The 26,461-nt window shown below is 34.2% G+C and carries 24 protein-coding genes; 9 read left to right on the top strand and 15 right to left on the bottom strand.

Annotated elements, in window-relative coordinates; genetic code table 11:
* Positions 1 to 30: 30 nt before the first annotated feature.
* From ABD745_RS19145 to flxA, 6 genes are all read right to left on the bottom strand, one after another.
* The gene (locus ABD745_RS19145; protein ID WP_344833902.1) at positions 31 to 1,569 is read right to left on the bottom strand and encodes a phytoene desaturase family protein; all 1,539 of its coding nucleotides are present in this window, start codon (positions 1,567 to 1,569) and stop codon (positions 31 to 33) included.
* 208 nt (positions 1,570 to 1,777) lie between these two features.
* Complete coding sequence (locus ABD745_RS19140) at positions 1,778 to 2,662, bottom strand: lysophospholipid acyltransferase family protein (protein ID WP_344833899.1); 885 nt, start codon at positions 2,660 to 2,662, stop codon at positions 1,778 to 1,780.
* A gap of 111 nt (positions 2,663 to 2,773) precedes the next feature.
* Positions 2,774 to 3,028, bottom strand: a complete 255-nt coding sequence (locus ABD745_RS19135) for an acyl carrier protein (RefSeq protein ID WP_344833896.1) — start codon at positions 3,026 to 3,028, stop codon at positions 2,774 to 2,776.
* 4 nt (positions 3,029 to 3,032) lie between these two features.
* Entirely contained in the window at positions 3,033 to 4,253 is a 1,221-nt protein-coding gene (locus ABD745_RS19130; RefSeq protein ID WP_344833892.1) for a beta-ketoacyl-[acyl-carrier-protein] synthase family protein, read from the bottom strand.
* Between the two features lie 88 nt (positions 4,254 to 4,341).
* A complete protein-coding gene (gene flxB / locus ABD745_RS19125; protein ID WP_344833889.1) occupies positions 4,342 to 5,073 on the bottom strand; it encodes a flexirubin biosynthesis SDR family reductase FlxB in 732 nt (243 codons plus the stop codon).
* 66 nt (positions 5,074 to 5,139) lie between these two features.
* On the bottom strand, positions 5,140 to 6,660 hold the full coding sequence (gene flxA / locus ABD745_RS19120) for a flexirubin biosynthesis tyrosine ammonia-lyase FlxA (RefSeq protein WP_344833886.1): 1,521 nt from the start codon (positions 6,658 to 6,660) through the stop codon (positions 5,140 to 5,142).
* 97 nt (positions 6,661 to 6,757) lie between these two features.
* Here flxA and ABD745_RS19115 point away from each other — a divergent pair, with 97 nt between their 5' ends.
* Positions 6,758 to 8,002 carry an NAD(P)/FAD-dependent oxidoreductase gene (locus ABD745_RS19115; protein WP_344833883.1) on the top strand — a complete coding sequence of 415 codons (1,245 nt, stop codon included), beginning with the start codon at positions 6,758 to 6,760 and terminating at the stop codon, positions 8,000 to 8,002.
* A 50-nt stretch (positions 8,003 to 8,052) separates the two neighbouring features.
* On the opposite strand, the gene ABD745_RS19110 is transcribed toward ABD745_RS19115, so the two are convergent.
* From ABD745_RS19110 to ABD745_RS19095, 4 genes are all read right to left on the bottom strand, one after another.
* Positions 8,053 to 8,655, bottom strand: coding sequence for a hypothetical protein (locus ABD745_RS19110; RefSeq protein ID WP_344833881.1), 603 nt, complete (start codon positions 8,653 to 8,655; stop codon positions 8,053 to 8,055).
* A gap of 44 nt (positions 8,656 to 8,699) precedes the next feature.
* Complete coding sequence (locus ABD745_RS19105) at positions 8,700 to 9,299, bottom strand: hypothetical protein (protein WP_344833879.1); 600 nt, start codon at positions 9,297 to 9,299, stop codon at positions 8,700 to 8,702.
* A 17-nt stretch (positions 9,300 to 9,316) separates the two neighbouring features.
* Entirely contained in the window at positions 9,317 to 10,609 is a 1,293-nt protein-coding gene (gene flxY / locus ABD745_RS19100; RefSeq protein WP_344833875.1) for a flexirubin biosynthesis putative acyl-CoA ligase FlxY, read from the bottom strand.
* A gap of 84 nt (positions 10,610 to 10,693) precedes the next feature.
* Positions 10,694 to 12,373, bottom strand: a complete 1,680-nt coding sequence (locus ABD745_RS19095) for a M23 family metallopeptidase (protein ID WP_344833873.1) — start codon at positions 12,371 to 12,373, stop codon at positions 10,694 to 10,696.
* Between the two features lie 556 nt (positions 12,374 to 12,929).
* On the opposite strand from ABD745_RS19095, the gene ileS reads away from it, so the two are divergent.
* From ileS to trpS, 7 genes are all read left to right on the top strand, one after another.
* Positions 12,930 to 16,430, top strand: coding sequence for an isoleucine--tRNA ligase (gene ileS, locus ABD745_RS19090; protein ID WP_344833870.1), 3,501 nt, complete (start codon positions 12,930 to 12,932; stop codon positions 16,428 to 16,430).
* 59 nt (positions 16,431 to 16,489) lie between these two features.
* The gene (locus tag ABD745_RS19085; protein ID WP_002983772.1) at positions 16,490 to 16,870 is read left to right on the top strand and encodes a TraR/DksA family transcriptional regulator; all 381 of its coding nucleotides are present in this window, start codon (positions 16,490 to 16,492) and stop codon (positions 16,868 to 16,870) included.
* A gap of 82 nt (positions 16,871 to 16,952) precedes the next feature.
* Entirely contained in the window at positions 16,953 to 17,198 is a 246-nt protein-coding gene (locus ABD745_RS19080; RefSeq protein WP_344833868.1) for a DUF6576 domain-containing protein, read from the top strand.
* 19 nt (positions 17,199 to 17,217) lie between these two features.
* Complete coding sequence (locus ABD745_RS19075; protein ID WP_047398649.1) at positions 17,218 to 17,412, top strand: DUF2683 family protein; 195 nt, start codon at positions 17,218 to 17,220, stop codon at positions 17,410 to 17,412.
* Entirely contained in the window at positions 17,412 to 18,050 is a 639-nt protein-coding gene (locus tag ABD745_RS19070; RefSeq protein WP_344833865.1) for a lipoprotein signal peptidase, read from the top strand. Before ABD745_RS19075 ends, ABD745_RS19070 begins: the two co-directional genes overlap by 1 nt.
* Before the next feature lie 15 nt (positions 18,051 to 18,065).
* On the top strand, positions 18,066 to 18,710 hold the full coding sequence (locus ABD745_RS19065) for a SanA/YdcF family protein (protein WP_344833862.1): 645 nt from the start codon (positions 18,066 to 18,068) through the stop codon (positions 18,708 to 18,710).
* Positions 18,711 to 18,999: 289 nt separating this feature from the next.
* Entirely contained in the window at positions 19,000 to 19,968 is a 969-nt protein-coding gene (gene trpS / locus ABD745_RS19060) for a tryptophan--tRNA ligase (RefSeq protein WP_344833860.1), read from the top strand.
* Between the two features lie 53 nt (positions 19,969 to 20,021).
* On the opposite strand, the gene ABD745_RS19055 is transcribed toward trpS, so the two are convergent.
* From ABD745_RS19055 to ABD745_RS19035, 5 genes are all read right to left on the bottom strand, one after another.
* A complete protein-coding gene (locus tag ABD745_RS19055) occupies positions 20,022 to 20,717 on the bottom strand; it encodes a YjjG family noncanonical pyrimidine nucleotidase (protein ID WP_344833857.1) in 696 nt (231 codons plus the stop codon).
* A 204-nt stretch (positions 20,718 to 20,921) separates the two neighbouring features.
* The gene (locus ABD745_RS19050) at positions 20,922 to 21,512 is read right to left on the bottom strand and encodes a sigma-70 family RNA polymerase sigma factor (RefSeq protein ID WP_047398657.1); all 591 of its coding nucleotides are present in this window, start codon (positions 21,510 to 21,512) and stop codon (positions 20,922 to 20,924) included.
* Between the two features lie 197 nt (positions 21,513 to 21,709).
* Positions 21,710 to 22,201, bottom strand: coding sequence for a hypothetical protein (locus ABD745_RS19045; protein WP_344833854.1), 492 nt, complete (start codon positions 22,199 to 22,201; stop codon positions 21,710 to 21,712).
* A gap of 81 nt (positions 22,202 to 22,282) precedes the next feature.
* Positions 22,283 to 23,563 (bottom strand): methionine adenosyltransferase, encoded by a 1,281-nt coding sequence (metK, locus tag ABD745_RS19040; RefSeq protein ID WP_344833852.1) that lies wholly within the window; start codon positions 23,561 to 23,563, stop codon positions 22,283 to 22,285.
* A gap of 240 nt (positions 23,564 to 23,803) precedes the next feature.
* Positions 23,804 to 24,754: a LysR substrate-binding domain-containing protein gene (locus tag ABD745_RS19035; RefSeq protein ID WP_047398661.1), complete on the bottom strand. Its 951-nt coding sequence runs from the start codon at positions 24,752 to 24,754 to the stop codon at positions 23,804 to 23,806.
* 132 nt (positions 24,755 to 24,886) lie between these two features.
* Here ABD745_RS19035 and ABD745_RS19030 point away from each other — a divergent pair, with 132 nt between their 5' ends.
* Complete coding sequence (locus tag ABD745_RS19030; RefSeq protein WP_344833847.1) at positions 24,887 to 26,374, top strand: catalase; 1,488 nt, start codon at positions 24,887 to 24,889, stop codon at positions 26,372 to 26,374.
* Positions 26,375 to 26,461 lie beyond the last annotated feature (87 nt).

The following is a 26,461-nucleotide window of genomic DNA, read 5'->3' as shown; positions in this document are numbered from 1 at the left end:
TTTGCTCCATTCAGAATGACAGACTGTATATTATTTTTCACGTTTATTTTTATTAATCATTTGTGTCAACCGTTCATCGATCAGCTCTTTTCCTAAAATTTCCGCACAGGTATTGAAAGCACCGATTGTACAGCCCAGAATTCCGTGCATATTGACGGATTGGCCTGTAAGAAACAGATTATTGATCTTAGTTCTTGGGGAAACCATTGTTTTTAAAGGATTCTCAGAGCTTTTAATGTAGCCGTACATATTTCCTTCAAAGCTTCCGATATAATCTCGGTAAGACAGCGGAGAAGAGGTGTAAATACTTTTAATTGAACCTCTTAAATCCGGAATTTTCTTTTCCAAAGCATTAATCATTTTTTCTGCTTTTTCAAGTTTAAACCTTTCATACTGTTTTCCTCTTTCATGTTCATCTGCAACCGTATTGACGGTTTTCGCCCATTCTTTAACTTCATCAAAATCCATATAAGAAATTGCGGTTAAGCTTTCTGCAAATTCAGGTTCGTGTTTGGACTGTGTTGATGAAAGCATATAAGTTTCCGGCCAGCTTTCTTTTTTGTATTGATAAGCGTTCCAAACCAATTCTTCTGATGAATAATGGTAAATATTATAATTGAAATTTGGAATAGAATGAGGTTTCAACACAAAATAAACACTGAAACATGAAGGAACAGGTTCCCAACTCAACACTCTGTTTAAAAAGGATTTTTTTAAGCGATCTTCTCCAATCAATTTAATTGTTGAACGGATTTCTATATTTGAAATAATCTGTTTTGCAGAATATTCTTTTCCTGATTTGGTCTTTGCACCCGTTAACGTATTATTTTCATTAAAAATAAATTGCGAAACTTCCGAATGTTTATGTACTTCTGCTCCGTATTGACGAAGTTTTCGAATTAATAATTTAGAAATCTGGCTTCCACCTTTTACGCATTTGTACGCACTTTGAATATAAGAATTCACCGTCAAGGCATGAACGTAAAACGGAACATTTTCAGAATCACCACCATATAAAAAATTTGATCCTAATAAAACAGATTGTAGTTTTTTATTTGAAGTAATCGATTCAATGAATCTTTTTGTATTTAAATGGAGAATTTCTTCATTGTAATTATCCTTTCCGACCACATTGTATCTCGGAAACTGACCGCAAACTCTCTGAATTTCTTCACAATAATCTTCTAAATTTTCTCTTTCCTCAGGAAAATACTGAGATAACTGTTCAACAAAATTTTCATATCCTTGAGCATGGGGATATGCGATTTCATCATTTTCAAAAGTTATTTTGTCATAACCGTCTTCATCCATTTGCTGGATTTCAAGCTCATCCATAATTTCCAGATAAGAAAAATATTGATGTAAGTTTTGACCTTCTGAAAGTCCACCAAGATAATGAACTCCGGTATCGAAAATCAGTTTATCACGGGAAAATGTCTGTAAATTTCCTCCGTACTGATTATTTTTCTCCAGGACACAGACCTTCAGGCCTTCTTTCGCCAAAATTAGAGCCGAAATAAGACCTCCCAATCCGCTGCCGATTACAAGTATGTCGTATTCTTTTTTCAATGGAGAAAATGCGTTTTCTTTAAAGGTAAGAAATTTAGAATCAAAAGTCGATTTGTCAGGCTGAAAGTCTCAATATCGCTTAGATTCCTACGGAATGACAAACTATGAGAATAGAATCAGGTGCAAATTAAAACTTAATAATTAATTCTAAATAATCTTAAAGGTTTGAGTTTTTAAATATTAGTTTTTCGGGAGTAAAAGTAGGAAATTAATCCATATCATCCCAAAAATCGAAGTAATTGAACCATTGAAGAGGATATTTTTTAATCATAGATTCCAGATTTTGGGTGTAAGAATTCAAAAGTCCCTGCGCATCACGTTTTTTCACTTGTTGAGCGACTCTTGCAAATAAATGATAATGAAGATTTTTTTCTTTCATTACATACACATACACAACAGGAACTCCCAATCGGGAAGCAATCAGGAAAGGACCTGCCGGAAATTTTGCACTTTTGCCGAGAAGATCTCCTTCCAAAAATTTTGACCCTTCAAAATAACGGTCTCCTGTAAAACAGATCAATTCATTTTTTGACAAAGCTTCATTGATGTCAAAAATATGCGACATATCCTCTTTTACATAAATGAATTTGATATTGCTTTTTTTAACGGTAACACTTTCAAGGTATTCTTTAATGACCGTAACTTCCTGATCTGTTGTTACTAAATTAATCTGACAATCAAAATCAATCTCTGCGAAAAAATGTTCTGCAATTTCAAAATTCCCGATATGGGCACTGATTAAAACGCCGCCTTTTTTTTCTGCTAAAAGATTTTTGAGGTTTTCAACCCCATCGAACTCATAAGTATATTTATCTCTTAATCCTGCAGAAATAGCCGTTTTATCAATCAAAACAGTTCCAAAAGTGAAGTAACTTTTATATAAAGAAAGCTTTGTTTTCCAAAATCCGTAATTCAGTCTTTTCTGGAAATAATATCTGTAATATTTGTTGCTGTTTTTTTCGAATAAAAAGTAGTATAGCGCAACAAAATAAAGCACGAAATATGAACTTCTGATCCCGATATTTCTAATGCACCAGACGAAAATTCTATAGCCCAGAATCGTCCCTTTAGATTTACCTTTCCACTTGTTCATACTATTAATTTAACAATGTATCAGTCTAACAATGTAACAATATTGTAAACATTGGTAAACTGCTAGATTGCTATATTGTTACATTTTTTCAGAGTAAATTTTAATCAATAGTTATGCGTTTTTTTCAGTGATTTTATTTTCGATTGTTGAATAAAAATCATCAAAAGTGATCATTTTTTTAAAGTCTGCTTCACCTAATTTCACTCCGAAATTAGATTCAATCACCACAACCATATCAATGTAATCTAAGCTGTCTAAGCCTAAAGTTGTTTTTAAGTTTGCTTCATTGCTGATCTCATCGCCGTCTACTTCGAATTCATTTACTAAAAAATCGTTCACAATAGCAATAATTTTCTCCCTTTCCATGTTTTTAATTAAATTTTTTAACGATTAATGCGGAATTGGTTCCCCCAAATCCGAAAGAATTCGACAAAAATACGTCAATTTTTTGACTTTTTGTTTCTGCTACTAAATTTATCCTTTTCGCCTCATCGTCAGGATTTTCCAGGTTGATATTCGGGGCAACGAAATCATTTTGCATCATCAAAATTGAGTAAACTACTTCACTTGCACCTGCCATCCAACATTCGTGACCGGTCATAGATTTTGTAGAACTTACCGGAACTTCGCTTCCGAAAATCTCGTAGATGGCTTTTGCTTCATTTGCATCACCAATCGGTGTAGAAGTCGCATGAGCATTAATATAATCAATATCTTTCACCTGTAAACCAGACTGTTGCAAAGCTCTATTCATTGCTAAAGCAGGCCCGTCAACATTAGGTGTAGAAATATGTCCTCCATTTGAAGAAAAACCATAACCTACAATTTCAGCTAAAATTGTAGCTCCTCTTTTTTGTGCTGATTCTAGACTTTCAACAATTAAAGAAGCCGCTCCTCCACTAGGAATCAAGCCGTCTCTGTCCTTATCAAAAGGTCTTGAAGCTCTTGCAGGTTCATCTTCTCTTACAGAAAATACGCCTAATCCATCGAAACTCGCCATTGAATATTTATTGGTTTCCTGGGCTCCTCCACAAACAATTATATCCTGAAAACCGTTTTTAATCATCATATAAGCCAATCCCAAAGAATGAGAGCCGCTTGCGCAGGCTGCACTGATCGTTAAATTGATTCCTCTTAATTTAAAAATCGTTGAAAGATTCATGGTAACCGTGGAATTCATCGATTTGAAAATCGCTCCTGAACCCATTAAAGTTGTATCTTTTTTCTCTCTTGCAATGTCGATAGATTCTACAACTGCCTGAGAAACACTGTCGTTTCCGTATAAAATTCCGACTTCGTTATTATCTAAAAAGTCTTGGTCAATATTTGCCTGTTTTAAAGCATCAAGCGTAGCAACATAAGCATATTCGCTTTCTTCACCCATGCTTACGCGTTGTCTTCTGTTCAAAAGATTTTTCAGATCCGGCTTCGGAACAACTCCCGTTAATCCTGATCTGAAACCAAATTCTTTTCTTTCGTCCACTAAAACAATTCCGGATTTCCCTTGAAATAAAGATTCTTTCACCTCTTCCAAAGAAGTCCCGATGCAGGAATAAATTCCCATCCCGGTAATTACAACCCTATTTTCCATTTTTATAAATTTAACAATGTATCAGTTTGACAATGTAACAATAATTGGTACACTGGTAAATTGTTATATTGCTACATTATTTTATTATTTATGAGTAGATTCCTCCGTTAATATTAATAACTTCACCTGTAATGTACGAAGATTTTTTAGAAGCCAGGAACGCAACCAAATCTGCCACTTCTTCCGCTTCACCGAATCTGTTTGCAGGAATCATTGCTTTCAATTCGTCTTCATTGAATTCCTGAGTCATATCTGTTCTGATGAATCCCGGTGCGACTGCATTTACAGTGATATTTCTTTTTGCCACCTCTTGTGCAAGAGCTTTTGTAGCTCCCACCAAAGCTCCTTTGGCTGCAGAATAATTCGTTTGACCTGCTGTTCCTTTCACTCCGGAAACAGAAACCATATTGATAATTCTGCCATATTTGTTACGCAACAATTTTTGTATAAAGAAATTGGTTACGTTAAAAAATCCATTTAAACTTGTGTTAATCACAGCGTTCCAATCTTCACTTGGCATCCACATGAATAAACCGTCTCTTGTAATTCCGGCATTATTTACGATCACTTCAACAATAGCTTTTGGGTTATTTTCCTGCCATTCCCCCAAAACCTTTAAGGTTTCTTCGGCATTTCCTACATCGAATTTAAGAATTTCTCCTGTAGAACCCAATTCTTTAACTTTAGCCAAGGTATCCTTTGCTGCAGCTTCATTTGAAGTGTAATTAATTAAAATATGATAATTTTTTTCTTCTGCCAGTTTTATACAGATTGCTCTTCCAATTCCCCTAGAGCCTCCTGTGATGATTGCACATTTCATGTGTTTGCTATATTAGTTTTTTTAAGTAATTTTCCTTTTATTATGACAATTAATTTTAGTTAAAAATTACATTGTCTTTAAATATTGTTTAACATTTTCTAAATATGGATACATTACCATATCATCTGAGAACGCAGGAATGATCTTTCTTATTTCATCGTACAACTCTTTTGTTGAAGATGAAACTTTATCTTTAAAATCAAGATATTCAATAGCCTGAACAATCGTAATCGCTTCAATTGCCAATACTTCGAAAGCATTATCAATCACCTTTCTGCAAATCACAGCAGCGTTCGTCCCCATGCTTACAATATCCTGATTATCATTATTATTAGGTATACTGTGAACATACATGGGATTCGACAGCATCTGGCTTTCCGCGGTTGTAGAAGTTGCAGTAAACTGAACGCCCTGCATCCCGAAATTGAACCCCAACTTACCTAAATTGACAAAAGGCGGCAAAATTTCGTTGATTTTAGCATTTAAAAGATAGTTTAATTGTCTTTCAGCCAGCATTGTCAACTTTGTCACCACAATTTTTAACTTGTCCATTTCCAGAGAAATATAATCTCCGTGGAAATTTCCGCCGTGGTAAACATGTTGATCTTCAACGTTTATAATAGGATTATCATTCGCTGAATTGATCTCATTTTCCAATACTTTTTCCGTATATTCCAATGTATCTAAAACAGGTCCCAAAATCTGCGGAACACATCTTAATGAATAATATTCCTGAACTTTTTCTTTGAAAACCTTTTCCTGCTCTTCAAAGTGAGTATATAAATGGTCTTCTCTTTTTCTTATCAATTTACTGTCAGACAAATGTTCGCGCATTCTTGCTGCAATTTTTTGCTGACCTGCATGAAGTTTTGTTCCGTTCAAAGCTTCAGATAAATGATCATCATAAGCCTGAACAATTTCATTAATCGCACAAGATAATTTAATGGAAATATCAGTTAATTGATTGGTTTTGTACGCATTAACAATACCAATTCCCGACATTACAGAGGTTCCGTTCATTAAAGCCAAACCTTCACGTATTTCAACCTGAATTGGTTCCAAACCTTCAATTTCAAAAACTTCTTTTGTAGATTTTCTTTCACCTTTGTAGAAAACTTCGCCTTCGCCAATTAAAACCAAAGCCAGGTGAGCTAATTGCACCAAATCACCACTTGCACCAACCCCTCCGTGTTCGAAGATCAATGGCGTAATATCTCTGTTTATTAATTCTTTAAGTAAATTAACAACAGAATGATGAACCCCTGAATTTCCAAGAGACAAAGTATTCAATCTTGCCAACATACAAGCCTTAACCTCTGTCGGAGGAAGCGGATTTCCAATTCCCGAAGAGTGACTTCTGATTAAATTATATTGTAATTGATGGGTATCTTCATCGCTGATTTTGAACTGTGCCATCGGTCCAAAACCGGTGTTCACACCATATATTACTTTATTTTTCGAAAAATCCTTCAAGAAATGAAAACTTTTATCCACTCTGGCAAGAAGTGTTTCATCCAGTTCTATTTTTTCATTCTCAATGATAATTTTTTTAAAGTCGTTCAGTTCTAAAAAGTTATTTATTTTCATTAATTAAAAGTAATAATAGATAATTTTGTAATTATTAATTAATTGTCATTAATTTTGCGGCAAAGATAGAAGTTATTATTAAAATAAAAAATCAAAGATGAGCAAAGAATTTGTTGACGTTCTTGTAATCGGCGCGGGACCGTCGGGTTGCGTATCTTCTTCATACTTAAAGAAAAACAATGTCAACGTAAAAGTTGTTGAAAAGACGAAGTTTCCAAGATTGGTTGTCGGTGAAAGTTTAATTCCAAGAGTAATGGATCATTTTGATGAAGCCGGATTATTTCCTGCTTTGGATAAAATGGGTTTTGAAAAGAAATTGGGAGCGCGTTTTTTACGTGGCAACGAAGTCTGCATTTTTGATTTCAGTGATAAATTCGGCGAAGGCTGGGACTGGACTTGGCAGGTTCCTAGAGCTGATTTTGATAATACTCTTGCTCAGGAAGTCATTAATAAAGGAATTGACCTTGAATTTGAAACAGAAGTAATAGGTATTGAATTTAATGGGACAGACTCTATCACAACTGTAAAAAACAAGGACGGTAAAACGAAGGAAATTCATGCTAAATTTGTGATCGATTCCAGTGGTTACGGAAGAGTTTTACCGAGACTTTTAGATTTAGAAAAACCCTCAAAACTGTCTCCTCATTCAGCGATTTTTGCCCATGTAGAAGATGTTAACAGAGAGGAAGGAACGGAAGGAACATTGATTTCTTTTGATATTATTGAAACTGAAGTCTGGCTTTGGGTAATTCCTTTTTCAAATGGGAATACGAGTGTAGGAATTGTTGGTCCGACTGAATATATCGACAAACTATCTGAAAACGGAGACACAACGGAAGCGTTGAAAAAAGCAATCTCACTTTCTGATTATTATGTAAAACGTTTCGGAAATGTCGATTTTCTTTTTGAGCCGAAACATCTGAAAGATTATTCCTGTTCGGTGAAAAAATTATTCGGAGACGGATTTGCATTGACAGGAAATGCTTCGGAATTCCTTGATCCTGTTTTCTCTTCAGGAATGGCTTTTGCAACAGAAGGGGGAATGACGGCTGCGAAATTGGCAATAAGGCAACTGAACGGTGAAAAAGTTGACTGGCAAACAGAATTTGCTGATTATATTTTATATGGGGTTGATGTTTTTACAACCTACGTGAAAGAATGGTACACCGGAAATTTACAAGAATTATTTTTCCATCAACCGGAAAATCCTGATGTTAAAAGAAAAATCTGCGCCGTTTTAGCTGGCTATGTTTGGGATAAAAAAAATACATTTGTAAGAATACATGATACTGCAATAAAGAATCTTGCAGAATTCATTAAAACAGAAAAAATGCAATCATAAAAAAACGGTCTGAGATTTTCAGACCGTTTTTTGGTTTTATTTTTAAGGTTCTACTTTACATATCTCTCGATTCTCTGAGCAAGAGTTTTACCCGTTTTTGCAAAACCTTCACCCACCCTGGTTTCATTATTAAAATTACTTCCCCATTGATCTCCCGGAGCATCTACACTTTCAATTTCGAATAAAACTTTCTTAGTATTTGATTCTACAAAAGTAAGTTGTGTTGTTACTTTCGCAGGCTGCTTCATAATTCCGGCGTCCCAACCTGGATAAATCCATTTAACTTTCACTATTAATGTATATGGACTTTCGGCGTTTTCTTTTAATTTAGTATTAATATTTTCTTTCGAAAAGATTTTGTTGAATAACATAATAAATTTTGGATTCCAAAGTTCTTCTTTACTTCTCTCCCATTGTTTTCTCCAAATTTCACCGCTTCCTTCAGTCTTTTTATTAAGCTCTTCGACTCTTCTCGGGATATATTCAGCTTCTGTATAGTTTTCTTTCATCAGCTTCATATCAGAATAATCGAAAATTACATTAACAACTTCAGTTCCTTTTAGAAATTTAGCATCGCCGCTTTGGATCTTAAATTTTTGTGCCATCGCAACTGTTGATGTAGCAAAAAGCATCAACAAAAATAATTTTTTCATGTTTTATAATTTTATTTTAAATGTTTGAATATATTCAATAGATTTTATTTTTTAGTATAATGATCCACCTTCAAAGCCAGCATTTTTGAAGTTTTTGCATAACATTCTGCAATGCGGTCATTATTATTTGGAATTCCAATGACATTATCTCCAGTTGCTTTTATTCCTTCGACAACCATTAAAACATTATCCGGATTATCCGTCTCTATAAAAGTCATTTTAGAATTCATCTCTGCAGGAATACTCCCAATTCCTCCAAAAAATCCCTGAAAAATCCAGATCGGCTCGACCATTAAAGTGTATTTTGTCATTTCGAAATTTGTTGCAGCTTTTATATCTGTGTTTTTATTCCAAGAAGCTAGAAACTTATCCTGAAAAGTTTTTTCTTTAGAATATTGCCAATCAGCTTTCCATTTTTCAGCTTCTTCTTTACCACTTTTCTTTTCAATTTCTTTTATTCTATCCGCTATAAATTGATCTTCACTGATTTTTTTCTTGGCAAAAGTTACTCCTTCAAATTTGAAAACCACTTTTATGAATTTCTGATCTTTCAAAAAATTATAATCCCCAGAAATCACCTTCACTCTTTGCGCCACCAAACATGACGAAAAAGCTATAAAGAATAGAAATAATGTTTTTTTCATGTTTTTTTATTAGTTTTTTATCTTAAATCTGTAAATGTAATTGGTTTTCTGCTGTTTGGATTAAAAACAACTTTAGACAAAACATCAAAATCTATAATCTCAATTTTCGGACTTACCCTCAGTTTTGCTCGGAAATGATCTCTCACTTCATTTACAAAGTTTTCTGAGTCGCTGTTTGTACTTATTTTAATGATAATTTCATCCAATCCGATTTCATTTGACTGAATAACGATCTGGTAGCACAAAATAGTATTAAAATCATTCAAAATATCGTTCATCGCAGGCGGATACAAAGTTGTTCCTTTATATTTGATCATCTGCTGCTTTCTTCCGACAACAGGACCTAATCTCATCGTATTTCTTCCACACCGGCAAGGTTCGTAATGTGCTTTTACAATATCTCCTGTTTTGAATCGCAATAAAGGAAGTGCCTCAACTCCTAAAGTTGTAATCGTTAATTCTCCGCTTTCTCCTTCCTGAACAAGATTTCCATTCTCATCAAGAATTTCTGTGATGATTAATTCAGGATGTTGATGTCCTCCGATTTGATGTTCGCATTCTGTAAAAGCTGTGCTCATTTCTGTGGAAGCATAGGTAGAGAATAGCCTAATATCCCATTTTTCTTTGATCTTTTGTGAAAGAATATTATCTGTAAAATCCTGATTTTTGATACTTTCCCCGATACAAACAGCGCCGTAAACACTGGAATTTTTATAATCTACCCCATGTTTTTCAGCATAATCGATCATTTTCAACAGAAAAGAAGGAACAGTAATTAAATACTTAGGTTTATATCTGAAAATCGAATCCCATTGCAGTTCAGGAATTCCGGGCCCCATTCTGACAACGCTTGCGCCCATTTTTCTCAATCCTAAAAAATAAGCAAGTCCGGCCATGAATCTTTTGTCAATCGTTGTAATCATCTGCACAACATCACCTTTCTGGATTCCTGCACAGGCAAAAGAAATTGCTTCGTTGTAAGCCAGTCTTTCCAGGTCGTTATCTGATAATCCGAAAGTTACAGGATCTCCCAACGTTCCCGACGTCGTACTGTAATCCACTATTTTATCCGGAGTAATGCAGAAAAAGTCATCATTATTCTGTTGGATATCATTCTTTGTCGTTGTCGGAATTTTTTGCAGATCTTCTAAAGTCTGAATATCAGCAATGTCGATATTGTTTTCTTTGAATAATTTCTGATAAAAAGGTGAGTGCATTTCAAGATAAGTTAAAAGTTCCTGAAGTTTTTGCTCCTGAAACTTTTTTATTTCCTGAATGTCTGATTTTTCGATTGATGGATAAAATTCCAATGGTTTTTATTTTTAAAGAACAAATTTATTTAAAATTAAAAGATTGAATGATTAAAAATTTAAAAATTAGATCCGGCTACCATTTTATCTCTGAAAAGTAAAAGTTTGTGTATTTGTATTTCCGGCAGTGTTGGCTGTTGTAACTTTCAAAGTATGTGAACCAGAACCTTTTGGACATTTTTCATCGAAAATGTAGACAAAATCATCTTTTACACGGGAAAAACGAAGCCATTTTCCATCCAGTTCTGCACGAAAATATTCAATATCCCCTATTTTCGTCGTTCCCTTTAATTTTAATGAATTTGCAGTTACAACCGCTCCTTCTTTCCAACCTGGAGAAACTGATGGCGAAGTATTATCCAATAACAATCTGGCAGTTCCTAATCTGTTGAATTGACCTTCTGCCCAATCACCATTCCATTTTGCTTTGACCACATTTTTATCGCTTCCGTAATTGAGTTCTATGACGGATTTGTCTTTTTCTTCGTTTGACAATTTTCTGTCAGACCTAATTTTTAACGTATATTCATCATGAATCGGAATGTAAGGATTATTTAAAATAACAATATTAGAAACCGCTTCAGCATCAGTTTTTTCATTTATATTAAAATTTACAACATCATAAACTGCATTTTTGCTTAAATTAATTTCTGCGTTTTCGGTTTTAATCGTTTTTGCTTCGTTTGGATTTACCGTTTTATCATTCGATAAAATTTTATCTGAAGCTTGATTGAACTGAATTTTTGTAGTCAACCTGCTTGTATTTCCGTTGACGTCTTTCAAAATAATTTCAATATTGTGAACCTCATTATCCTGAAGATTAATAATTCCATCCGAACCGGAACTGTAATTTTTTAATTTCATTCCCGGTAAAGTCGATAAATGCTGAATACTCATTTTATCACGGACAAATTTCATATAATCGATACAGCCATTAATATAACGGGTATCATCATAATGTACTTTATCAATTTTAAAACTGTAAACCAATTTTCCATCCATCATTAATTCCGCACCATAAATTCCCAAATTAAAACCTTGATTGGCTTTATCCACCGCTTTTATCGCAAAGCTTACTTCAGGAGAGTTGACCTGAATAATATTAGAAGTATAAATATTGCCGTTTTTTTTAACAGCAACTCCATTCGCTCCGGGTTCATAAGTGCTAAAACGTCTGTCATACCAATATAAACCACTGATAATCGGAGCAATATTATCCGCAATACCAAATCCAAAAAGTAAAGGATTGATACATTCTTCTGTTTTTGTATCTCTGATTTCAAAATGCAGATGCGGACCTGCTGAACCTCCTGTATTTCCGCTCAAAGCAATTAACTGTCCTTTCGTTACAGGAAATTGATTCGGAGAAAAAGTAATATCCTGTTCCCATTTTTCATCCTTGTATTGTTTCTCTTTTACAAATTCGTCGAGTTTATCGAAATATTTATTCAAATGGGCATAAACTGTTGTGTAGCCATTTGGATGAGTGATGTACAACGCATTTCCAAAACCATAACGTTCCACTTTTATTCTGCTTACATAACCATCTGCCGCTGCTGCAACAGATAAATTTTCTTGGCTGTTTGTACGGATATCCAATCCCATGTGAAAATGATTGGAACGAACCGCTCCGAAATTGGCAGCCAGATTGATGGGAATATTTAAAGGATTTCTGAAATAATTTTGGGGATAATTATTCTGAGCTTGTATTATCGTTCCGATAAAAAAACAAACAATGAACATCATTCGGAAAAAGGCTTTCATACAAATGGTTTTAAGTGGTATTTTAAAATTACGAAATTTTGTTCTTATTTCCCACTGACTTCACTGATTTTCACAGATGTTTGTGTTCAATTAATTTAAACGCAAAGTTTTAATTTATTAAGTTTATTTATTCAGAAAGCAAAGGCAAATAAATTTGCCGCGCGAAGCTTGAAAACAAAGTTTCATCAAATCATCTTGTTGATTCTTCTTTGCTCACTTAAAATTGTGATTAATAAATTAAAACTTTGCGTTTAAAAATCTGCGTGAGAAGAAATTTAAGTCTTGACTAAAGTCAATTTGGAAACATTTTAAGTTAAGCAGGCTAAAGCCCGCTCCTATTGATGAAAACCAACAAAAATTTTGAGAAAGTTGTTTAAAATTACATTTAAAAAATCGACTGATTCACCCTTGATAATTCATATTTCAAACATCTCAACATTTATATTTCTGAAACAGAACTTTTTAATACAAACTATCAAAATAAAACATATATTATAAACCGACAAATTTTAGTAAATTTGCCAACTTAATTAATCAACGATATTGAGATATTACAATGAGCCAATTTAAAGAATACAAAAACCTCAACCTTATTGACGTAGCAGAGAATGTAGCGGAATTTTGGAAACAAAATAAAACCTTCAATAAGAGTGTTGAGATTCGTGAGGGGAAACCTGAGTTTGTTTTTTATGAAGGTCCGCCTTCAGCAAACGGTATGCCCGGAATTCATCACGTTATGGCCAGAGCTTTAAAGGATATTTTCTGTCGTTATCAGACTCAGAACGGGAAACAGGTTTTCCGTAAAGCGGGTTGGGATACACACGGACTTCCTGTGGAGCTAGGCGTAGAAAAAGAATTAGGAATCACTAAAGAAGATATTGGCTCAAAAATTTCTATTGAAGATTACAATAAAGCTTGTCGTGAAGCGGTAATGCGTTACACTGATGTTTGGAATAACCTTACCGAGAAAATCGGGTATTGGGTTGATCTTGAAGATCCATATATCACGTATAAGTCAAAATACATGGAAACGGTTTGGTGGTTGTTGAAGCAGTTGTATGATAAAGGACTATTGTACAAAGGCTACACAATACAGCCTTATTCTCCGAAAGCGGGAACAGGACTTTCTTCACACGAAGTTAACCAGCCCGGAGCTTACCGTGATGTTTCTGACACAACGGTTGTTGCACAATTCAAGACACTTCCGGAAACATTGCCTTCGTTCTTACAAGGTTTTGGAGACGTACATTTCTTAGCCTGGACGACAACTCCCTGGACGTTGCCTTCGAACACAGCTTTGACTGTCGGACCAAAAATCGATTATGTTTTAGTTAAAACTTTCAATCAATATACTTTTGAGCCGATCAATATTGTTTTGGCTAAAGCGTTGGTTGGAAAACAGTTTGCAAAAAAATATAGTGAAGGAACAGACGAAGATTTTGAAAATTACACTTCAGAAAGCAAAGTTATTCCTTACCAAATTTTAACAGAATTCAAAGGGGCTGATTTGGTTGGAATCAAATATGAGCAGTTATTAGATTACGCTAAACCTTACCAAAATCCGGAAAATGCTTTCAGAGTAATTTCTGGAGATTTTGTGACGACAGAAGATGGAACAGGAATCGTTCATACAGCTCCGACTTTTGGTGCTGATGATGCGAAAGTGGCTAAAGAGGCTACTCCTGAAGTTCCGCCAATGTTGGTTTTAAATGAAAACGGAAATCCGGTTCCATTAGTGGATTTACAAGGTAGATTTTTGTCTTTAGTAAAAGATGAAGTCTATGGTTTTGCCAACGAATATGTAAAAGCAGAATATCTGAATGACGAAGAAAAAGGCACAGAATTCAACATTCAGAAGGAGCAATTAAAATCAATCATCGCAGACTTAAAAAACTATCTTTCTGTTGACGAAAGAATTGCTTTAAAATTAAGAAAAGAAAATAAAGCTTTTAAAGTTGAAAAATACGTTCACAGTTACCCACACAGTTGGAGAACTGATGAACCGTTATTATATTACCCTCTAGATTCCTGGTTTGTAAAAATGACCGCTGTAAAAGACAGATTGGTTGAGTTGAACAAAGAAATTAACTGGAAACCAAAATCAACCGGAGAAGGTCGTTTCGGCAATTGGTTAGAAAATGTAAACGACTGGAATTTATCCCGTTCAAGATATTGGGGAATTCCGTTGCCAATCTGGAGAACTGAAGATTTGAAAGAAGAAATCATCATCGGTTCTGTTGAAGAATTGTATAATGAGATCGAAAAATCTATCGAAGCAGGATTCATGACAGAAAATCCTTTCAAAGGTTTTGTAATCGGAGATATGTCTGAAGAAAATTATTCTTTGGTTGATCTGCATAAAAATATTGTTGATAAAGTTGTTTTAGTTTCAGCTTCAGGAAAAGCGATGAACCGCGAAAGCGACTTGATCGACGTTTGGTTTGATTCAGGTTCTATGCCTTATGCACAGTTGCATTATCCTTTTGAGAATAAAGAATTAATCGATAATCATAAAGCATTCCCTGCAGATTTCATTGCAGAAGGAGTTGACCAGACTCGTGGTTGGTTCTACACGCTTCATGCGATCGGAACCACAGTTTTTGATTCTGTTGCTTATAAAAATGTAATGAGCAACGGACTTGTTTTGGATAAAGACGGCATCAAAATGTCAAAATCCAAAGGAAATACTGTTGATCCGTTTTATACAGTGAACAAATATGGTCCTGATGCTACCCGTTGGTATATGATTTCGAATGCAAATCCTTGGGAAAATTTAAAATTCTCTTGGATTAAGCCTAATAAGGAAAATGGAGAAGACTTTACTGAATATTCTCCTGGAATTGAGGAAACTCAGAGAAAATTCTTTGGAACATTATACAACACGTATTCATTCTTTGCATTGTATGCAAATGTTGACGGGTTCAATTATTCTGAAAAAGAAGTTGAAAATCGTCCTGAAATCGACAGATGGATTTTGTCTGAATTAAATTTATTAATCAAAGAAGTAAAAGCATTTTACGAAGATTACGAACCGACAAGAGTTGCAAGAGCAATCAACACATTTGCAAATGATAACTTGAGTAACTGGTACGTAAGATTGTGCAGAAGACGTTTCTGGAAAGGAGATTATTCGGAGGATAAGATCTCGGCTTATCAGACTTTATATACATGTCTTGAAACTGTTGCTAAATTATCTGCGCCAATCGCTCCATTCTTTATGGATCAATTGTATCAGGATTTAAATAAAGTAACTGGTAAAGAAAATGCTGAATCAATTCACTTAACGGATTTCCCTGTAGCTGACGAAAGTTTAATCGATCAGGATTTGGTTGAAAAAACGCATTTGGCTCAGACGATAACAAGTTTGGTGCTTTCAATCAGACGTGCAGAAAGTTTAAAAGTAAGACAGCCACTTCAAAGAATATTGATTCCTGTTTTGGATAAAAAAACGGAAGAGCAAATCTTGGCAGTTGCAGAATTAATTAAACAGGAAGTTAATGTTAAAGAATTGCAATTAATTAATGCAGAAGAAGCATCTCATTTAATTGTAAAACAGATAAAACCAAATTTCAAAGCGCTTGGTCCTAAATTAGGAAAAGACATGAAAGTGGTTGGTGGAGAGATCGCAAATCTTGATACGGAACAGATTTCAAAATTAGAAAAAGAAGGAAAATTAGACATCCAGGGATACGAAATTACGCTTGAAGATGTTGAAATTTCTACAAAAGATATTCCGGGATGGACAGTAACTTCCGACGGAAAAACAACTGTGGCATTAGATTTGACGCTAACAGATGAATTAAAATCTGAAGGTATCGCAAGAGAATTCATCAACAGAGTTCAGAACCTGCGAAAAGAGAAAGATTTCGATTTGACAGACAGAATCAATATTTTCCTTGAAGAAAACGCTCCTTTTCTGAGTGATATTCAGAAAAATGAGGAATATATTTCATCGGAGGTCTTGTCAAATAAAATAGAAATTGTATCTTCACTTTCAAATTTTAACGAAATCGAAATAGATGAGGTTAATTTTAAGATAAATGTTGAAAAAAATTAACATATAGTTATTGTTTTTCAAATACCATTTCATAATTTTATTAAAAAAGAGAAACGAACATGTCAGACGAAAGAGTAAGATACAGTGATGCTGATTTACAAGAGTTTAAAGCTATCATTAAAGAAAAAATAGAGAAAGCTGAAAAAGATTTACAACTGATCAGAGAGAGTTTTATCAATGACCAGAATAACGGAACTGATGATACTTCACCTACCTTCAAAGCATTTGAAGAAGGTGCAGAAACGTTGAGCAAAGAGCAAAATTCTATTTTAGCAGGAAGACAGGAAAAATTCGTGCGTGATCTTAAGAATGCTCTTATAAGAATTGAAAATAAAACTTACGGAGTTTGCAGAGTAACAGGAAAACTGATTCCTAAGGAAAGATTGTTGGCTGTTCCTCATGCTACATTAAGTATCGAGGCGAAAAATATGCAGAAATAACCACTAGGTTAATTAAAAATAAATTTGGGTTTATATCGTATTTCATGAAATACTTTATAAACCTAATTTTTAATGTATACCCATGACCGAATCATTAATTTTAATAATTATTATTGTCGCAGTTTTAGGATTTTTATACAAAGATTGGATCAAAAACAGATTCTTTCCTGATAAGCAGCGAAACTACACAATGGATGATAAATTCAATTCTGATAAACGAGACAGGGAAAAAGAGATCGACGAACTTTTAAGTAAAATGGGCAAAAACGGCATCAATGATTTATCTGCGCGGGACCGGAAAAAATTGGATGAATTGTCCAAAAAATAAAAAATAAATTAAAATAAAGATGGAGGCATTAATTGTACACCCAAAGAACCAAATGGAGCTGAACGCACTAAAAAGCGTGATGAAAGATATGGGAATTCGTTACGAAAAATTTCATACAAGAGGAGCAAAAACTCAAACCTTCGAGCCACGAACTCCTGCTAAAAAAGAAAATACCGGGAAAAACTTTAAAGACAAACCAAAGACAAACCTGTAATGAAAAAGATATTATTTGTAACCTTTCTTATTTTATTAATTGATCAGGCCTCAAAAATTTACGTAAAAACACATTTCAACTTAGGTGATAGTGTTTCTATTCTTCCAGGTTTCAAACTTACTTTTGTAGAAAATCCGGGAATGGCTTACGGACTTCATTTCGGTGGAATTATTGGTAAATATTTCCTTGTCATCATAAGAGTTATTCTAATCGGAGGAATGATCTATCTTTTCAAAAAATGGTTACAAAAAGGAGAATCGAACTATCTTCTGATTCCAATGTCAATGATTTTTGCAGGAGCCATCGGAAATTTAATTGACGGAATGTTTTATGGATTAATCTTTGATTATGGAACAGTTTACGAGTCAAGTATTGATCGGTGGATTGATTATAATGGTATTGCAAAAATTACCGCTTTTGGTCATGGATATTCTACTTTTATGAAGGGCTGTGTGGTTGACATGTTTCATTTTCCATTAGTAGACTGGAATGTTCCTGAAAGCTGGCCTTTAATAGGAGGAAAACATATTGAATTTTTTAAATATATTTTCAATGTTGCAGATTCAGCGATTACAGTAGGTGCAGCTTTATTATTGATTTTCAGAAAAAAAGCTTTCCCGAACGGTCTGGAATTTTAAAGGATCTTACACTCAATGAAAAAACTCATTAAAAATATTTTTAAAATTTTCCTGCTTCTTCTCGTTGCAGGAATTATTTTTATTGCCTGGGCGAATTATAGCATTAAAAAAGATAGCGATGCTCATATTTCTTACAATATTGCTGATGTTCCACAAACCAAAACCGCATTACTTTTAGGAACAGGTAAAAATCTAAGTAACGGACAACCGAATGCTTATTTTTACAATAGAATCCAAGCAACTGCCGATTTGTTTAAAAGTGGAAAGATCCAATATGTCATTGTAAGCGGAGACAACAGTCAGAAAGACTATAACGAACCTGAAGATATGCAGCTTACATTAATGAAATATGGAATTCCGCAGGATAAAATATTCCTTGATTTTGCAGGTTTCAGAACGCTGGATTCTGTTGTAAGAGCTAAAGAAATCTTTGGACAAACCAAGCTGGTTATTATTTCACAGAAGTTTCACAATGAAAGAGCCGTGTTTTTAGCCAAACAAAACGGCATTCAAGCATTCGGATTTAATGCGAAAGATGTGAATAAATATGCAGGCTTTAAAACCAATATGAGAGAATATCTGGCTAAAGCAAAAGCATACTTAGACCTGATTTTAGGAGTTGAACCGAAATTCGGAGGAGATAAGGTTTTGATTCCTTAGTTTTTTTGTTTTTTGCAGATTGGGTTGACTTTTTTGACGCAAAGTTTTAATTTAATAATAAACAGTTTCAATTGAGCAACGAAGAATCAACAAGTTGATTTGATAAACATCTTTTTCAAGCTTCGCGCAGCAAATTTATTTGCCTTTGTCTTCTAAAAATAATAGGTTTGGAAATAAAATCTTTGCGTTTAAATAAAGATAAAACACAATCATCTGTGAAAATCCGTACAATCAGTGGGAAAATAATTAAATTTGCAATTCATTAATTTTTAAATATAAATTTTAAACAATGTCAAGAATTCTTACCGGCATTCAAGCCACCGGAACACCACACCTTGGAAACTTGTTGGGTGCAATTATTCCTGCGATAGAATTATCGAAACAGGAAGGAAATGAGTCATTTTTATTTATCGCGAATCTTCACTCGCTGACACAGATTAAAGATGCAAAAGAACTTAAACAGAATACCTACGAGATTGCTGCGGCTTGGCTTGCTTGTGGATTAGATACCGAAAAAACATTTTTTTACAGACAGAGTGACATCCCTGAAACCTGTGAACTTTCTTGGCATTTATCTTGTTTTTTTCCTTATCAGAGATTGACTTTAGCGCATTCATTTAAAGATAAAGCAGACCGTTTGCAGGATGTAAATGCCGGTTTGTTTACCTATCCGATTTTAATGGCCGCAGATATTTTGCTGTACGATGCGGAAATCGTTCCTGTTGGAAAAGACCAGCTTCAGCATTTGGAAATTGCCCGTGATGTAGCTTCAAGGTTTAATAATCAGATGGGTGAAGTTTTGGTTTTACCTCAGGCTGAGCTTCAGGAAAACACAAAATATGTTCCCGGAGTTGATGGTCACAAAATGTCAAAATCCAGAGGAAACATTATCAATATTTTCCTGCCTGAAAAGGAATTGAAAAAACAGGTAATGAGCATTGAAAGTGATTCCAAATCTTTGGAAGAACCTAAAGATCCTTCTACGGACAAGACTTTTGCGATCTATGAACTCATTGCAACGCCTGAACAGACAGAAGAATTAAGAGCAAAATACTTAGCCGGAAACTTCGGTTATGGTCATGCTAAAAAAGAGCTTTTAGATTTGATTCTTGTAAAATTTGAGAAAGAAAGAGAACTTTTCTCTTATTATATGAACAATCTTGAAGAACTGGAAGCAAAACTTCAGGAAGGAGCGGGAAAAACAAGAGTAATCGCGACTGAAACAATTAAAAGAGTAAGAGAAAGTTTGGGAATTTAATTCTGACTTTTTACATAATAAGAAAGCCTTTCAAATTGAAAGGCTTTTATTTTTTATAAATATTCTTTAATCTGCAAAAGATGCTTAATGACTTTTAATCCTTCCTCTTCTCTTTTTTCATTCAAAACATCAAAGAAAATGACATCCATTCCGAAGTTTTGCGCACCGACAACATCTGCAATCCAGTCATCACCAATCAAAATACTATTCTCTTTCGTAGCATCAGAAAGCCCCAAAGAGTATTCGAAAATTTCCGGTCGTGGCTTTCTTACGCCAACAGAATCTGCGCTTGTAATAGTTTGAAAATATTGAGCAATTCCTGATAAAATACATTTTCTTTCCGTTACTTCTTTAAAGCCGTTGGAAATGATGTGCAAAGTATAATTTTTAGCTTTAAGATATTCCAGAATATATTCTGCGCCTTCCACCAATTCATTATGATTAAGAATTTTATCCAGAAAATGCTCTTCAAAATACATCGAAAGCTCTTCATCATCAATTCTGAAATGTTTGAAGGTATCATAAAAACGATGCTTTCTCAGATATTCCTTATCAATAATTCCGTCGCGGATATCTTCCCATAGTTTTTCATTGATCTCATGATAAACAGAATGAAATTCTTCAAAATCGATCTCATATTTTAAACCGATTTCTTCTTTCTCGAAAAGATCTTTGATGGTAAGATAAGCGTTCTTGCGGTGATCCCAAAGCGTATTGTCCAGGTCAAAAAAAATGTGCTGAATTTTCATACAGCACAAAATTAATAATTTTAATTTTTAGAAATCGGATAATTCTTGTTCTTGGCTTTCACAATCTCAAGACTCTTCGAAAAACTGAGCAAAAACTCAATTGTTTGTTTCTTAGGTTTCAAAGTTTTCACTTTTAAGGAATCATTTTTTCTCATAGGCGATTAAATGTTTTTCCTTAAAACGAGAATTTTCCGAAATTATTATCTATCTCGTTAAGACAATATTTTTTTCTTCCATGATTTTTCTCAGGTTGATCAAAGCATAACGCACTCTTCCTAGTGTAGTATTGATACTCATGTCGGTATGATCTGCGATTTCTTTAAAGCTTAAACCATCAAAAAACCTTAATTTAATCACCTCTTGCTGGTTTTCTGGCAAGAATTGAAGCATTCTTAAAAGGTCTTCCTGAATCTGGTTGGTTACCAATTGATCTTCAATATTTTCAGAAGGTTCTCTCAACAAATCAAAAATAGAATATTCGTCTGTTTCAAAAGTAGTTTCAGAAACTTTAATATTTTTTGCTTTTGATCTGAAATGATCGATAATAAGATTATAAGCAATTCTTTTTGCCCAAAGGATGAATTTTCCTTCTTCGTTATAACGTCCTTCTTTTAGCATAACAATAATCTTCATGAATGTATCCTGAAACACATCGTTTGCTAAATCTTCATCATTAATTTTGTAAAAAATGAATGTAAACAGTTCTCTCTGATGACGGTGAATAAGGGTCGATAACGCCTCTTCGTCTCCTTTCTGGTAAAGGGAAATTAGTAAACTATCCGATTTTGATTTCATAACTTCTTCTCAATAAATATTTTCGCTGACAATCTTTTTTCCAGATATTTTATCTGGTTTCAGCTGTAAATACAAAACAATTCTTCAGAGTAAAGTATAATCAATAGGCGGATACAATTTTATATGGTGTAAATATAATAAAATTTTAATAACTGTTAACCTATTATTAATTTTTTAAGAGAAAAATTTAAAAAAAATCAGTTAAACATGTCGTGAATGAACACAGTAGGGATATTTAGTGTAAAATTAATATTCAAACCTTTCAATTCTTTGCCATTTATTCCGCTATCTCCTATCGGAAAAGCATATCCTCCTGCCAAATCAAGGATTCCAAAAATCGTAACTCCAATTTTTGGTGCTATATATTTGTTGGTTCCTTCCGCTCCGATCAGGAAATAATAAGAGTGAGTGAAGTCTACATTTTTTTCAAAATTTAACAAAACATCCGCAGAAACTTTCGGCATAATGGCAAATTTGGAATTCGCAGAACCCATCATCGCAGTGGCTCCCAATCTGTAAATAACATCATCATTTTTAAGGAAAAGTAATTTACCCCCCAATTCCCCGAAACTCTGGTTTTGATATGTATAGCCTACGCTTATCATTTTATGCACCGTATATTGTGCTTTGGCGAATGTACTGAGGAAAAATAGGGAAAGGATTGTAATTACGAATCTAGCGTGCTTCATCTTCTATTTATTTAAGTGTAAAATTAAAAAAAACTGCCTTACCTGAAAGATAAAGCAGTTATTTATTATGTAAAGAAAAAATTAAATCCCGAAAGAAGCTTTAATTTCATCTACTTTGTCAAGTTTTTCCCAAGTAAAGAATTCTAATCCCGTAAGAGTTAATTCGTTCTTGTGACCTTTATTGAAAGTTTTATCAGCAATATAATGCTCTCTTCCCATATGTCCGTAAGAAGCTGTATCCTGATAAATTGGGTTTCTCAATTTTAGGTTTTGCTCGATTGCATAAGGTCTTAAATCGAAAATTGTAGAAACTTTTTTAGCAATATCTCCATCGTGAAGATCAACTTTTGCTGTTCCGTAAGTGTTGATATATAAACCACATGGCTCAGCAACGCCAATCGCGTAAGAAACCTGTACCAAAACCTCATCAGCAACACCTGCAGCTACTAAGTTTTTAGCGATGTGTCTTGTTGCATAAGCAGCACTTCTGTCTACTTTTGAAGGATCTTTTCCTGAGAACGCACCACCACCGTGAGCACCTTTTCCACCGTAAGTATCAACGATGATTTTTCTTCCCGTAAGACCTGTGTCTCCGTGAGGACCACCGATTACAAACTTACCAGTCGGGTTGATGTGATATTTGATCTGATCGTTGAATAACGCTTTGATTTCCTCAGTCTGTAAAGCAACTACTCTTGGAATCAAAATATTTTTGATGTCTTCTCTGATTTTGTTCAGCATTTCTTCTTCATCTCCGAAATCATCGTGTTGAGTAGAAACAACGATAGAATCGATTCTTACCGGCTTATGATCGTCAGAATATTCGATTGTTACCTGGCTTTTTGCGTCGGGACGAAGATATTTGATTTCAGAATCTTCTCTTCTAAGCGCAGAAAGTTCTTTAAGAATAGTATGTGCCAAATCCAATGCAAGAGGCATATAATTAGCCGTTTCATTAGTTGCATAACCAAACATCATCCCTTGATCTCCAGCGCCTTGTGCATTTGCTTTAGCTTCAAAAGACTCATCATTTACAGCTCTGTCAACACCCTGATTGATATCCGGAGACTGCTCGTGAATTGCAGAAATAACTCCACAAGAATCACCGTTAAACATATACTCTCCTTTTGTATATCCAATCCCGTTGATTACTTCTCTTGCAATCGTCTGAACATCCAAATAGGCATCAGATTTTACTTCCCCTGCCAAAACTACCTGTCCTGTTGTAACAAGAGTTTCGCAAGCTACTTTTGAAGACTTGTCGTATGCTAAAAAGTTGTCGATTAATGCATCGGAAATTTGGTCGGCAATTTTATCCGGATGTCCTTCTGAAACTGATTCAGATGTAAATAAATAAGACATATTACTCTATTTGTTTTTTAGATTAAAAATTCACGAAGAAAAATAAGAATAATTGCCCAGAATGTCTAAAAAAAGTAATACTGTTTTAGCATTTTTTTATAGAGGTTGCAATCAGGTCAAATTTTTCCTCGTTCGTAAACGTTGGCAAATTTAAGTACTATTTTTTAATACTCAAAATTTTTGCTTATTAATTATAATTTTCTTTAAATTAATGATTTATCAGGCTTTAACAATAAAAAACTATTGTGGTTTTATGCTTACGAATTCTTTTGGACTTTCGTGATAATTCAACTTTTTTTCTAATGAAGCTCTAATAGAATGTGATAATTCGTCAATAATTTTTTGTTTGAATGTCGGCTTGTAATAAATAATACTGATTTCTCTGTAAGGAAAAGGTTTTTTGAATCTGAAAACATTTTCCTTCTGCACCTCAGAAAGCTGGCTTAATGCAAGTTCAGGTAAAATACTTATTCCTCCAACTTTATCTACCATATGAACCAGAGTCTGGATATTTGAAGCCAGGAAATCTAAATTCTTAGGTTTCAAAGTATTTTCTTTTAAATGACAGATATTTTCAAATTGATTTCTCAGACAATTTCCTTCTTCAAGCAACCAGACTTTTTCTACATTAAGATCTTCGGGAACTACATAAGAATTTTTTTTATTTGCTTCAGTATCAGAACTATAAATCATTAATTCTTCATTAAACAGGAAGTCCTGATAAAACTCATCAGCAGTATCGTAAGGAGTTGAAATAATTCCGGCATCCAGCTCTCCTGCTTTCAAAGCTTTGATAATATTATCGGTTGTCATTTCTTTTACATTCATCTGGATTTTCGGATTATCTTCCAAAAATTTGAAAATCTCAGTCGGTAAAATAAAAGAAGAAACAGTAGGGATAATTCCCAGATTAATAGTTCCTCCTAAAATATTATTCAACAAATTAGCTTTATTTTTCAGCTCATTGACAGATTCTATGATAACCTTTGCCTGATCAATAATTTGTAGTCCCACATCTGTCGTACGAATGGGATGTGTTGTTCTGTCGAATACCTTTACATCCAGTTCATCCTCAAATTTCTGTATCATTGCACTTAACGTAGGCTGCGTAATGAAGCATGCTTGAGCTGCTTTACCAAAATGTTTGTACTTATCTACAGCGATAAGATACTCCAGTTGCTGAATGTTCATTTGATTAATATTATCTATTACAAAGATAAAATGTTTTTGCTATTAGTAATTAAAAATTGAAGTAAATTTGATATTTAATACGTCAATATAAATCGGTTTATTAACAAAACCGATTATTCAAATCATAACTCTATGGATTCTAAAAAATTAACTTTAAGTAACGGCTCTCCTTATTTTGAACATCAGGATTCACAAACAGTTGGTCCGAGAGGTCCGGTCTTGCTGCAGGATTTCATTTTACAGGAAAATCTTGCGCATTTTGTGAGAGAAAGAATTCCTGAAAGAATTGTTCACGCAAAAGGAAGCGGTGCTTACGGGACTTTTACTGTAACACATGATATAAGCCAATATACGAAGGCAAAATTATTTTCAAAAGTTGGGAATTCGTGCCGAATGTTTGCCCGTTTTTCTACCGTGGGAGGAGAAAAAGGAAGTGCCGATACCGCAAGAGATCCAAGAGGTTTTGCCTTAAAATTTTATACAGAAGACGGAAACTGGGATTTGGTGGGTAACAACACACCTGTTTTCTTTATTAAAGATGCTAAAAAATTCCCCGACTTTATCCACACTCAAAAAAGAGTTCCGAAAACGAACCTGAAAAGCGCAACTATGATGTGGGATTTCTGGAGCTTAAACCCGGAATCATTGCACCAGGTTTTAATCCTAATGTCAGACAGAGGAACTCCTCACGGTTATAGACACATGCATGGCTTCGGATCCCACACTTTCGCAATGATTAATGACAACAATGAAAGAGTCTGGGTGAAATTCCATTTTATAACAAAACAGGGAATCAAGAATTTCTCTAACGATGATGCCATAAAAATGGCCGGAGAAAACCCGGATTTCGCACAGGAGGATCTTTGCAGTGCAATTGAAGAAGGAAATTTTCCGAAATGGACAATGTATATCCAGGTAATGACTGAAGAACAGGCAAGAGATTTCAGATGGAATCCTTTTGACGTAACAAAAGTTTGGTTTCATGATGATTTCCCTATGATCGAAGTAGGAGAAATGGAATTAAATGAAGTTCCTGTGAATTATTTTGCTCACGTTGAACAATCCACTTTTTCACCAAGCAATTTAGTCAACGGAATCAGCTTCTCACCGGATAAAATGCTTCAGGGAAGATTATTTTCTTATCCGGATGCCCACAGATACAGAGTTGGTGTAAATTCTCATCTATTGGAAGTCAACAGATGCCCTTTTGCTGTTAATAACTATCAGAGAGACGGTTTCATGGCAGATTCAAGCGAATATCAGGACAAGCCGAATTATCACCCAAATAGTTTTGATGATATTAAGGCTGATTCTTCCTATAAAAATTATGAATACGAATTGGACAGCGCTCATGTTGCAAGCTACAACAGAAACGAAAACGACGATGATCATTACACTCAACCCGGATTATTGTATTCAAAGGCAATGAATGCTGAAGAAAGACAAAACCTGGTCAATAATATTGTCGGAAGTCTTCAGGGAATTACCGGTCCGAAAAAAGATGAGATCATTAACCGCCAGTTATGCCACTTTTTCAGAGCCAACATTGAGCTTGGCATGAAAGTAGCTTCACAGCTTAATGTCGTTATTGATGCCAATATGATGAACCATTCCAAATAATTACATTTAAGAATAATTTCAATCAGAAGGAAAAAAAGTTAATATTTTTTCCTTTTTTTTGTAAAAAATTTATAATTTGCGTGGAAT

The organism is Chryseobacterium ginsenosidimutans (genome assembly GCF_039536845.1).
Classification (GTDB): Bacteria; Bacteroidota; Bacteroidia; order Flavobacteriales; family Weeksellaceae; genus Chryseobacterium; species Chryseobacterium ginsenosidimutans_B.
The sequence above is the reverse complement of the archived record's forward strand: the minus strand, read 5'-3'. Positions and strand labels throughout refer to the sequence as shown.

Coding starts and splice junctions, on each gene's coding strand:
- ABD745_RS19055 (WP_344833857.1), bottom strand. CDS start 20,717: ATGAAAATTCAGCACATTTTTTTTGACCTGGACAATACGCTTTGGGAT.
- ABD745_RS19085 (WP_002983772.1), top strand. CDS start 16,490: ATGTCAGACGAAAGAGTAAGATACAGTGATGCTGATTTACAAGAGTTT.
- ABD745_RS19050 (WP_047398657.1), bottom strand. CDS start 21,512: ATGAAATCAAAATCGGATAGTTTACTAATTTCCCTTTACCAGAAAGGA.
- ABD745_RS19030 (WP_344833847.1), top strand. CDS start 24,887: ATGGATTCTAAAAAATTAACTTTAAGTAACGGCTCTCCTTATTTTGAA.
- ileS (WP_344833870.1), top strand. CDS start 12,930: ATGAGCCAATTTAAAGAATACAAAAACCTCAACCTTATTGACGTAGCA.
- ABD745_RS19075 (WP_047398649.1), top strand. CDS start 17,218: ATGGAGGCATTAATTGTACACCCAAAGAACCAAATGGAGCTGAACGCA.
- ABD745_RS19110 (WP_344833881.1), bottom strand. CDS start 8,655: ATGAAAAAATTATTTTTGTTGATGCTTTTTGCTACATCAACAGTTGCG.
- ABD745_RS19135 (WP_344833896.1), bottom strand. CDS start 3,028: ATGGAAAGGGAGAAAATTATTGCTATTGTGAACGATTTTTTAGTAAAT.
- flxA (WP_344833886.1), bottom strand. CDS start 6,660: ATGAAAATAAATAACTTTTTAGAACTGAACGACTTTAAAAAAATTATC.
- ABD745_RS19065 (WP_344833862.1), top strand. CDS start 18,066: ATGAAAAAACTCATTAAAAATATTTTTAAAATTTTCCTGCTTCTTCTC.
- ABD745_RS19115 (WP_344833883.1), top strand. CDS start 6,758: ATGAGCAAAGAATTTGTTGACGTTCTTGTAATCGGCGCGGGACCGTCG.
- flxB (WP_344833889.1), bottom strand. CDS start 5,073: ATGAAATGTGCAATCATCACAGGAGGCTCTAGGGGAATTGGAAGAGCA.
- trpS (WP_344833860.1), top strand. CDS start 19,000: ATGTCAAGAATTCTTACCGGCATTCAAGCCACCGGAACACCACACCTT.
- ABD745_RS19105 (WP_344833879.1), bottom strand. CDS start 9,299: ATGAAAAAAACATTATTTCTATTCTTTATAGCTTTTTCGTCATGTTTG.
- ABD745_RS19070 (WP_344833865.1), top strand. CDS start 17,412: ATGAAAAAGATATTATTTGTAACCTTTCTTATTTTATTAATTGATCAG.
- ABD745_RS19035 (WP_047398661.1), bottom strand. CDS start 24,754: ATGAACATTCAGCAACTGGAGTATCTTATCGCTGTAGATAAGTACAAA.
- ABD745_RS19080 (WP_344833868.1), top strand. CDS start 16,953: ATGACCGAATCATTAATTTTAATAATTATTATTGTCGCAGTTTTAGGA.
- ABD745_RS19045 (WP_344833854.1), bottom strand. CDS start 22,201: ATGAAGCACGCTAGATTCGTAATTACAATCCTTTCCCTATTTTTCCTC.
- ABD745_RS19130 (WP_344833892.1), bottom strand. CDS start 4,253: ATGGAAAATAGGGTTGTAATTACCGGGATGGGAATTTATTCCTGCATC.
- ABD745_RS19140 (WP_344833899.1), bottom strand. CDS start 2,662: ATGAACAAGTGGAAAGGTAAATCTAAAGGGACGATTCTGGGCTATAGA.
- ABD745_RS19095 (WP_344833873.1), bottom strand. CDS start 12,373: ATGAAAGCCTTTTTCCGAATGATGTTCATTGTTTGTTTTTTTATCGGA.
- metK (WP_344833852.1), bottom strand. CDS start 23,563: ATGTCTTATTTATTTACATCTGAATCAGTTTCAGAAGGACATCCGGAT.